Source organism: Kitasatospora sp. NPDC059160 (assembly GCF_042755465.1).
Lineage (GTDB): Bacteria > Actinomycetota > Actinomycetes > Streptomycetales > Streptomycetaceae > Kitasatospora.
The window spans coordinates 1-9,260 of the sequence record NZ_JBHZCN010000189.1 but is presented as its reverse complement, the minus strand read 5'-3'; the positions used below and the strand labels follow the sequence as shown (position 1 = coordinate 9,260).

Sequence of the window (9,260 nt, the reverse complement as noted above, 5' to 3'; positions counted from 1 at the left end):
CTGCCGCTCGTGATCCGACAACACCAGCTCGGCCAGCCTCGGCCCAGGACGTCCCATGCACTGACCAACGACGGATCAAGGACTCAGGACACTAGTACTTCCCGCCGGCGGCCGGGCCGGTGGCACGGGGGTGCACGGCGTACAGGGCTCGCACCTGGTCGGTCCAGAACTTCTCCTTCTCCGCCTTCGAAGCGCCGAGCGACAGGAGCCCGAGTTCCTGCGCCAGGCGGTAGAACCCGGGGCCGGCGTCGTTCAGCCCTTCGTACTGGACCAGCGCGGAGAGCATCGGCTCCTTCCCGGTACGGCCGGCTGCCGTGACGAGGCCCAGCAGGTGGCCGACGGCCGCCCGGTGCCCGGCCTGCGAGAAGTCGAATCCGGGCTGCCCCGTCCGCTCCACCAGAGCCGCGTTCAACTTGGTGTAGGTCGTCATGCCGCCGCCTCTGGCGACCTCGGCCAGGTAGTCGCAACCGGCCTCGGTCAACTCGTCCCATTCGAGCTCGGTTCGGCCGTACCTCTGCACGTGCATCACCGTCAATCATCCTGTAGTTGAGGGGTGTTGACCTTACCGGAGCTCGGGCCCGGTTGAAGCACACTCCCTCCGCGGGCCGTCTGCCCTTGCTGTCGGTGCTCCGCGGGAGACTGGACCGTACGGAGCTGTCCCGACCGCGGATCGGCGGTCGGCTCCGAGGGAGGGAGCCCCCCATGAGGACGTTGCCCGGTGTCGCCGACCACGGCGGATTCGACGCCCTGGTCATCCGCACCGACTACCACGACGAGGCCGGCTGGCGGGCGGTGGTGACGGAACTGGGCAAGCCCTGGGGAGACCGGTGCTACGAGTCGCTCGTCCACTTCGTCGACGACCCCGCCTGGGCGGACGCGACTGCCGACGAGGTGGCAGCGGAGGTCCGCTCCGGCGAGCACCCGAGCGTCGTCTTCCTCGCCGACCGCACGACGATGCGGTCCGCGCCCCGCACGCTTCTCGCGGTCACCGCCGTCCGGCGTGAGGACGGGGATTACGCCCTGACGACCAGGTACGGCCGTTCCTTCCGCACCCTCCCGACCGGCGTCCACGAGATCCACGCGAACCTGAGCATCGCCAACATGGGCTTCGAGGAGTTCGCCAGGGCCGCGCAGGACGACCCGGACGGCATCTTCCGGTCCTTCTGACCGGAACCGGAACCGGACGCCGGGCCCGTGGCGGGCGCGGCGCCGCGGCGCGCGCCCCGTGGGCGCTCCCGCGCGCCCACTACCGTGCGGCACCGGGGTGGGCGAGGATGAGCGGCCGACCGTGTCCCCTACGCGACCGAAGGGAACCCGCATGGGCAAGCACGAGAAGCCGGCGCCGGACCCCGGAACGGGCACCCCGCCGCCCGGGAACAACGACGGGCAGGTCCCGCCCCCGCCGCCGGGCACCGGCACGCGCCGCAAGTAGCGCACGGTGACGGACGACGAGGACCTGGCGGGTCGCCGGGCGCACCTGGACGCGGTGATGGAGCGCGACGGGGCGTGGCCGACCGCGTCCCCGTGGGTGCGCGAGGCCATGGCGGCGGTGCCGCGCGACCGGTTCGCGCCGGACCGGCTGTGGCGCTGGGACGGCCGGGCCTATGTGCCGCTCGACCGTACGACGGACCGGCGCGGGTGGGCGGACGAGCTGTTCGCCGGCGTCCACGACGCGGCCGTCACCCAGGTCGGCAGCAGCCTGTCGGCGCCGTCGCTGCCGTCCTCGTCGCTGTCCGCGCCGTCCGTCGTGGCGGACATGCTGGACAGCCTCCGCCTGGAACCCGGCCACCGGGTGTGGGACATCGGCACCGGGCAGGGGTGGACGGCGGCGCTGGCCGCGTGGCGGGCCGGTCCCGGGCTGGTGGTCTCCAGCGAGGTGGACGAGCACCTGGCCGCCGCCGCCCGCCGCCGTCTGGCGGACGCCGGTCTTTCCGTCGAGGTGGTGACCGGCAACGCGACCGGCGGCGGGGCGCCCGGCGGGATGCCCGTCGACCGGATCCACGCCACCTACGCGGTGGAGGCCGTCCCGTGGGCCTGGGTGGAGGCGGTACGGCCGGGCGGCCGGATCGTCTACCCCTGGGGCCTGTTGGGGCACGTCGCCCTCGTCGTCGCCGACGACGGCAGGAGCGCGACCGGCTGGGTCCAGGGCCTCGCCCAGTTCATGGCCGACCGCACCGCCCCCACCCCGGCACCCGCCGGCCACGCCGCCTACAGCGCGGTGCGCGGCGGCACGGCCGAACCGGACGCGGAGCGCCTGCTCCCGGCGTACGACCTGGGCGCGTTGGAGAACGACTGGGACCTGCGCTTCGCCCTGCGCGTGGCCGTACCGGACGCGGCACTGCTCACCGGCCGGGACGAGGACGGCGTCAACGCCTGGGTCCACGACGGCGACCGGTCGTGGGCCGCGTTCACCGCGCGCGGCGACGGCTCCGTGATGCTGTACCAGGGCGGGCCGCGCCGCATCGGCGACGAGGTGACGGCCGCCCGGTCCGCGTGGGAGGAGCTCGGCCGCCCGGACCGGTACGACTACGGCATCACCGTCACCCCCGACTCCCAGTGGGCGTGGCAGGGCGGCCCGGACGGACCGCGTTGGCCGATCGGACGGTCGGTGTCGGCAGGACACTGACCGGCGCCCGACCGGCGCCCGACCGGCGCCCGACCGGCGCCCGACCGGCGCCCGACCGGTGCCCGACCGGTGCAGGTCAGACCGTCGCCCGGGCGATCGCGTCCACGGCGATCGTGCGCATCCGGTGGAAGGCCGTCTGCGGGTCCTCGTAGGCGCTCCAGGGGCCGGCCACCTCACGGCCCATCACCTCGAACATCTCGAAGGCGTGCGCCACCCGGGCGTTCATGACCAGTGACCAGGCGGCCCAACCCCGGGCGGCCTGGAGCTGCGGGTGCGCCGGATCGGCCTGCTCCAGATCGGCCAGCAGGGCGTCCACGGCCGCGGTGAACTCCGGCGTCCGGTAGGCGGCCGCCCCGGCGCTGTCGCGGGTGTACTGCTCGAAGAGCGCCCGCACCCGCAGGCTGGTCAGCAGGCTGCCGGCCGGTGCGTCGGCGAGCGCGGCGTCGACGAAGGCGTGCATCAGCTCGTTGCTGCCGTGCCACTTGGCGCACCAGTACTGCAGCGCGCCCTCGTGCGCCCGCAGGTGGTGCGGGTCACGGGCCGTCACCTCGGCCCACAGCTGACGGAAGTCCTCGTTCGACCGGCCCAGTCCCATGGCGATCGCGATCTGCGCCACCCAGGGATTGGGGTCCTCGGCCGGAGCCAGCTCGACGGCCTCCCGCGCGGCCTGCTCCGCCTCCCCCAGTACGCGGTGGAACCCGCGGGCCTGCTCCCTGGTCACCTCGGAGGCGTACCTGCCGGTGCGGATCTCCCAGGCGAGCTGCACCAGTGCGTCGGTCTGCAGCAGGGCGGCCGCCGCGTCGCGCGGCTCCTCCTCGCGCCACCGCCGCAGCCAGTGGTCCTCCTTGGAGGCCGCCGTGCTGAGCGGCTCCATCCGCATCCAGCGCCGGTTGGCGCGGCTGTCAGCACCACTGTCGGCTCCGGCTTCGGCTTCGGCTTCGGCTTCGGCCAGGTACTTCGCCGCCGCCCGCCAGTCACCGCCCCCGGCCCCATCGAGCACGGCCGCCAACTCCGCGGACGGCTCGTCCCCCTTGACCACGAGCTGCTCGCGCGGGGCCAGCCTGCGCCACAGCTTGGTCTCCAGGAGGCTCCGCCGTTCCCGGGCGCGCTGCGAGACGATCACTTTGCCCACGACGGCGACGAGCACCACGAGCACCACGAGCACCACAAGCGAGAAGACCATGAACTGCTTTCCTAGCGGGACGGGGAGAGGCGCCGCTCACCCGCACCGAGCGGCCCGTGAGCGGGCACCGGGCACCGGGCACCGGGCACCGAAGAAGGCACAAGACACGAAGGCGTGAAGGCACGAAGGCGGCGCGGACACACCTCGCCCCGATCCCCCCGCCCCCGCACCTGTGTGCGCGGCGAGCAGGATCGTACCGGCACGGTGCACCGCCCCGCCTCAGCTTTACCCGGTCGGGGGTCTTGGAGGTCCCGCCGCCCGAGCCGCAGTCACCGAACCCGCCCGAGGCCAGCAACAAGCCCGGGGTTCAGGAGAGGAGTGGGCGCAACATGCGACGCGGGTGGGAGATCGCTTCCCGGACGGCCTGTGGCCGTTTCCCGGACTCTGAAAGCCCTACGATTCCACCGGAGTTCCCAGGGCGGCGGCCCGCATGGCAAGGATCCGACGGCGGGTCTGCTCGACGCCCTTCCGGTCGTACCGCGCCGTTCCCCGCAGCAGCAGGACGTCACCACCGCGGACGGTCAGCGCGATCATCACGACTGCGGCCACCCCGGCGTTCGTCCCGCCCTCGACCCTGACGTCCTCGATGTCCTGCCAGGAGATGCGGTTCGGACGTCCCATCGAGCGCTCGACGATGCCCTGGGGCCCGATGACCAGTCCCAGCCGGGCACCCTGGTGACACCAGACCACCGAGAACACCAGCACGAACGAGTAGAACACCTTGGAACCGATCGGGGTGATGATCACACCGGCGACCGCGATTGAAAGGAACACCAGCCCGCCCGCCACGAGGAACAACCGCTGGTACTTCGGGTAGATCCGTATCGGCTTCATCGAACCTCACTGTGGTCTTCGGGCTCTCCGCCGCGTTGGCATTCTTGTGCCAGCCGCCTTCGCTGTCGACCTTCTGCTCCGAACGCGCGCTGTAGGCAGCCGGCCGACCGTTCCCGCGGGGAGTGTCCCCGAAGGTGACACGGATGGGCGGCGTTTCGCGGTTTCGGTGGTCCGTGAGCCCCTGCTGCGGGATCGTCGGTGCCGCGCCCGGGGGCGGGCGTTCCGCGTAGGCGGACCACTGGAGAGGCAGGCTCGTCGTGGTCAAGCAAGAGACATGGACGACGGACGAGTTCGGGGCCTCGCACACCGGGTCGGTCGGCGTGCTCCTCGCCGACGGGACCGTGCCGAAACCCGCGTACATCATGATGACGGAGCACGGGGCCGGACTGACCACCGCGCAGTGGACCGTGTACGACGGGCACTCACGCCTCGCCCCGCGCGCGCACGCCTTGCGCGCCGTGTGCTCCTGCGGCTGGTCCGGCCCCGAGCACCCGCTCGACTGGGGGCAGATCGGGGAACAGCGGCTCGGCGAAGCGGCCGCGGAGCCGGCGGACACCTGCGAGCAGGAGTGGGACCAGCACACCGTCGAGGTCGAGAAGTCGGCCGTGGCCCTGCCCGAGGACCTCGCCGAGGTGCTGCAGGGCCTGGGCGAGGCCATCGAGAAGCTGGCGCAGAACTCCCCGTAGGCGGCGCTGCGGGCCGCCCGGTTGCTGGAGGTGACCGCGGAGCGGACCGCGTACTGGCCCGCCCACGACGCCCGGCGGGACCTGGGCCTCGCGGCGACGGCCGCCGCACTCGGCCCGGACGAGGACGGCGCCCGCCACCTGCTGGCCCGCTTCGGGCGCTGGAGCCCGTACAGCTGAGGGCTGCCACCCGGGCGGGCGCGCAGCGCGGCGGGGGCGAGGGACGCCCGGGTGCCCCGGACGTCACGGCTCCGGGAACACCGGCATCGGCTCCGCGCCCGGGCAGCACCCGGCGTCCTCGTCGGCGACGGGCTCCCGGCACCCCCCGCACAGCCAGGCCGGGTCCGGGAGTTCGGCCGCGGAGACGGAGACCTCGTTGCCGCGCACCAGGAGCTGCCAGGTGTCCCAGGGCTCCTCCCCCTGTGCGTCGATCGTGCCGTCGGCCACGTGGTCGAACGTGAACTCCTCGAAACCGGGCGTGCCTTGGGCATGGGCGCGGGGCTTCAAGAAGTGGTCGATCAGATAGGTCATCCACTCGGGCGCGTCGTAGAACTTCTCCACCTGGCTCCACTCGATCGCCGAACCGTCCGCCGTCGGCACCCAGCGGCACCAGAGGCCGGGCTGACCCGCCGGGGGCTTGTCGAAGTCGCGGATGTCGGCGTCGCGGCCCTGCCCCGCGTAGCCGCTCCCGTCGACGTAGTAGGGGCCGCCGGCACGGTCCATGCGGCGGGTGCCGGCGAACTTCCGCAGGTACGCGATCTCGGCCGGGTTGAGCGGTGGGGTGACGGCGACCCGGCCGGTGAAGTCAGTGGTGTAGCCCATGCCGGGGATGCTAGCCACGCCCTCCGACACCTCCGTGCGGCCGGCCCGGTCAGTCCGGTCAGCCAGGTCAGTCCGGCAGGTCGATCAGGGCGATGCCCTTGTCCTGGGCGACGGCGAGGCGGCGGCCGTCCGGGCTGAGCGCGGCGACGGGGGTCGGGATGTGCTCGGCGCCGTAGCTGCCGTTCCGCCGTGTGAGCGTCACCTCGGGCCACTCGGCGACCAGGGTGCCGGTCGCGGCGTCGAGCAGGCGGGGGTGCCCGTGGAGCGAGACCACCTGGGCGGAGCCGCCCCGGCCGAGCAGGGTGCCGGCGCGGTGGTCCAAGGGGCTGTGGTGCAGCCAGCGCCGGGCCGACATCGACCACACTCCGAGGTGGTTCGCTCCAGCGGCCGGGGCCGCCGCGCAGCCGGACTCGTCGGCCCCGTCGTCGGCTCCGTCGTCGACCAGGTAGTCGAGCTCGCCCGTTGTGGCGATCGCCAACCGGTCGGCGTCCAGCCAGCAGCCGGAGACCACTTCGGCGTCGGTCTCGGGGGACGCCGGGAGAACCCCGTCGCCGTCCAGCACCGCCGGATCGGCGAGCGCCGCCGCGAGGTCGTACACCTCCGCGACACCGTAGGGGTGCCACACCCACCCCGTCACCAGCAGGTACCGGCCGTCCGGGCTCACCGCCGGCCGCGAGTGGAAGATGTCCACGGGCTCCCGGGCACCTCCGGTGAGGCGCCGTCCGGACTCCAACTCCTCGATCTGGAGCACGTTGTACTCTTCGGGGCAGTGGACGAGCACCTCGCGGCCGTCGGGCAGCGCGCCGAGCGCGACCGGATAGTCGTAGGCGTCGGCGCAGTGGTCGGCCCGGGCGAGCTCGCGCAGCACGCCCCGTCCGTCGAGGCCGACGACCACACCCCTGGTACCCCGCTCCTCGTGGACGACGGCGTAGCGCCCCGAGGGCGAGACCACTGCCCGGTCGAACCCGGGGCCGAAAGCGGCGGCGACAGCTCGGCCGGGACGCTCCGTCCCGTCCGCGCTCCACCGCCGACCACCGCCGACCACCGCCGACCGGATCGATCAACTCGCCGCCCTCCCAAGCCAGGGAGCACACCTTCCCCCGGACCGGCCACCAGTCCACCATCGACACCCGCCGTCCCCCACTCCCCGGGCGCCCGCCACCCATCGGCAGGCAAGCCAAGGCGGGCAAGCTAACAGGCCTGCCCCGCGGCGCGCACACGAATGATGCGGCTGCGGGTGCGGACGGCGGGTGGCAGGAAGCGGGCATGGACGACCTGGTCACCGAATGCCTCGTCCTCCGCCCGCTGACCCCTCGCCAGGCCCGCCGCATCCTGGACGGTCCGCGCGGGCCTCACGGGGATTGGGGTCGCGGGGTGGCCTCCGCCGGGATGTGCCCTTCCGAGCGCGACGCGCGCCCGGCCCACTACAAGAGCACCTGGCCGTCCTCTCCCCGCGTCCCCGGGGCGCCGACGCCCAGCACCCAGGCCGGGTAGTGCTGCGCCGCCAGCGCGGGCGAGGCTGGACTGCCCGGGTGCAGCGCACCGGACGGGAAGAACGCCACCCGGCAGCGCCGGCACCACCAGCCGCGCCGCCACCGCTGCATCAGGTCCTGCCGGCGCGCGTGCTGGACCCGCAGTCGCTCCTCCTCCCGTCGCCGGCCCCGCCGCCGGGAGACGGTGCGCACCAGCAGGGCCGCGGCCGTCAGCACCGCCGGGCCGACCAGGCCGCCCAGCAGGTGGCCCGCCCGATAGGCGTCGTCGTGTCGATGCAGGTCCGGATCCGGGTGCAGCATGCCCAGCACCCCCACCAGCAGCCAGAGCGCCGCGACCACCACCAGCACGACCACCGCCGCGCTCTCCCGTACGGGCTGCGGCCCCGGCGCGGGCGGCGGGGCCAGGTGGGCGGCCGCCGGCGGGTCCACGGCGGCCGCAGCCGCGTCCTCCAGGGCCTCGGGCACGGGCAGGGCGTGCTCCCCGGCGGCGCACCCCGGGCATACGGCGTTCATCGAACGGTCCACTCCTCGCGGCGACTTGTGCGCGAACGATCCGGCACGCAGTAGACCACGCGGAACTGACGATGCGTCACCGAATTCGCACAACCGCCGGTGGCTCGGCAGTCGGCCCGGCGGGCGGCCCGGCGGTCCTCAGGACGGCGCGACCGTGCCGCCCGGACCGTACGCCCCCAGGTAGCCGTCCACCTGCGCACGCCGGTAGCCCCGGGGCACCACCGCGAACACCGCGGCCGCCGGGCGCCGATGCGCGGCCTGCGCCAGGTGGGCGTCCACCTGTGCCGGGTCGTAGCCGCGCCACGCCGTGGCGAACACCGGCACCGCGCCCGCCGCCACCAGGTCGACCTGCGCGGGGTGGTAGCCGCGCCGCACGAGCCGGAACCGAGGCCCGCCCGCACGCCGCCCCGCCCCCGACGCCGACGCCGACGCCGACGCCAGGTAGGCATCCACCTCGGACCGCCCGTAGCCCCAGCTCACCAGGTCGAACCCGCGCCGGGCGACCGCGTCCACGGGCACCGCAGCGGCAGGTGCGGCGGCCAGCGCGCGGTCGACCTGCGCCCGGTCGTAGCCGCGCCGGGCGATGGTGAAACCCGGGGCGTCCGGGCGCCGGGAGGGCGCCAGGGCCAGGTAGGCGTCCACCTCCGCGCACTCGTAGCCGCGCCGCACCACGTCGAACCCGCTCCCGCCGCCCTCGGCCATCCGCCCCTCCCCCTGTCCCACCGGCCGTCTGCCGTCTGCCGCCCCGTCAGCATCGCACAGCCCCGCCCACCGGCCTCAGGCCCAGGACCGGGCCGACTCCCCCAGCGCCGGGCGGGAGGGTGTCCGCTCCTCGGTCACCCCGCGTCGGGCGCGGGGTGCGGGCAGTAGGATCGACGGCGTTGTCTGTCGTACACCGCTGGTAGGAGGCTTTTCATGGCTCAGGTCACGCTCAAGGGGAACCCGGTCGAGATCGGCGGCGTACTGCCCGCCGCCGGCAGCCAGGCCCCCGCCTTCACGCTGGTCGGCGAGGGCCTCGCGGACACCTCGCTCCAGGACTTCGCCGGCCGCCGCAAGGTCCTCAACATCTTCCCCAGCATCGACACCCCCACCTGCGCCACCTCCGT

General features: G+C 74.1%; 12 protein-coding genes. 5 read left to right on the top strand and 7 right to left on the bottom strand.

Features of this window, described 5'->3' with window-relative positions:
- Nucleotides 1-91: 91 nt before the first annotated feature.
- Complete coding sequence (locus tag ACFXOZ_RS41170) at nucleotides 92-526, bottom strand: hypothetical protein (protein WP_380522796.1); 435 nt, start codon at nucleotides 524-526, stop codon at nucleotides 92-94.
- Nucleotides 527-702: 176 nt separating this feature from the next.
- Between ACFXOZ_RS41170 and ACFXOZ_RS41165 the strand changes: the two genes are divergently transcribed.
- Together ACFXOZ_RS41165 and ACFXOZ_RS41160 are read left to right on the top strand one after the other, a co-directional pair.
- Entirely contained in the window at nucleotides 703-1,167 is a 465-nt protein-coding gene (locus tag ACFXOZ_RS41165; protein ID WP_380595167.1) for a DUF6924 domain-containing protein, read from the top strand.
- 271 nt (nucleotides 1,168-1,438) lie between these two features.
- Complete coding sequence (locus ACFXOZ_RS41160; protein ID WP_380595165.1) at nucleotides 1,439-2,626, top strand: protein-L-isoaspartate O-methyltransferase; 1,188 nt, start codon at nucleotides 1,439-1,441, stop codon at nucleotides 2,624-2,626.
- Between the two features lie 76 nt (nucleotides 2,627-2,702).
- Here the strand turns inward: ACFXOZ_RS41160 and ACFXOZ_RS41155 are convergent, their stop codons facing one another.
- Together ACFXOZ_RS41155 and ACFXOZ_RS41150 are read right to left on the bottom strand one after the other, a co-directional pair.
- Complete coding sequence (locus tag ACFXOZ_RS41155) at nucleotides 2,703-3,809, bottom strand: hypothetical protein (protein WP_380595164.1); 1,107 nt, start codon at nucleotides 3,807-3,809, stop codon at nucleotides 2,703-2,705.
- A gap of 393 nt (nucleotides 3,810-4,202) precedes the next feature.
- Nucleotides 4,203-4,643, bottom strand: a complete 441-nt coding sequence (locus tag ACFXOZ_RS41150) for a hypothetical protein (protein ID WP_380595162.1) — start codon at nucleotides 4,641-4,643, stop codon at nucleotides 4,203-4,205.
- Between the two features lie 257 nt (nucleotides 4,644-4,900).
- On the opposite strand from ACFXOZ_RS41150, the gene ACFXOZ_RS41145 reads away from it, so the two are divergent.
- Nucleotides 4,901-5,329, top strand: coding sequence for a hypothetical protein (locus ACFXOZ_RS41145; protein ID WP_380595160.1), 429 nt, complete (start codon nucleotides 4,901-4,903; stop codon nucleotides 5,327-5,329).
- Between the two features lie 30 nt (nucleotides 5,330-5,359).
- The gene (locus ACFXOZ_RS41140) at nucleotides 5,360-5,506 is read left to right on the top strand and encodes a hypothetical protein (RefSeq protein WP_380595158.1); all 147 of its coding nucleotides are present in this window, start codon (nucleotides 5,360-5,362) and stop codon (nucleotides 5,504-5,506) included.
- Between the two features lie 63 nt (nucleotides 5,507-5,569).
- Here ACFXOZ_RS41140 and ACFXOZ_RS41135 read toward each other — a convergent pair whose 3' ends face one another.
- From ACFXOZ_RS41135 to ACFXOZ_RS41120, 4 genes are all read right to left on the bottom strand, one after another.
- A complete protein-coding gene (locus tag ACFXOZ_RS41135) occupies nucleotides 5,570-6,148 on the bottom strand; it encodes a hypothetical protein (protein ID WP_380522790.1) in 579 nt (192 codons plus the stop codon).
- 67 nt (nucleotides 6,149-6,215) lie between these two features.
- Nucleotides 6,216-7,100: a hypothetical protein gene (locus ACFXOZ_RS41130; RefSeq protein WP_380595156.1), complete on the bottom strand. Its 885-nt coding sequence runs from the start codon at nucleotides 7,098-7,100 to the stop codon at nucleotides 6,216-6,218.
- Between the two features lie 472 nt (nucleotides 7,101-7,572).
- A complete protein-coding gene (locus ACFXOZ_RS41125; protein WP_380595154.1) occupies nucleotides 7,573-8,154 on the bottom strand; it encodes a hypothetical protein in 582 nt (193 codons plus the stop codon).
- Between the two features lie 138 nt (nucleotides 8,155-8,292).
- Entirely contained in the window at nucleotides 8,293-8,856 is a 564-nt protein-coding gene (locus ACFXOZ_RS41120; RefSeq protein WP_380595152.1) for a DivIVA domain-containing protein, read from the bottom strand.
- Nucleotides 8,857-9,069: 213 nt separating this feature from the next.
- Between ACFXOZ_RS41120 and ACFXOZ_RS41115 the strand changes: the two genes are divergently transcribed.
- Nucleotides 9,070-9,260, top strand: a 191-nt coding sequence (locus ACFXOZ_RS41115; protein WP_380595150.1) for a redoxin family protein, incomplete at its 3' end; no start/stop codon positions are given.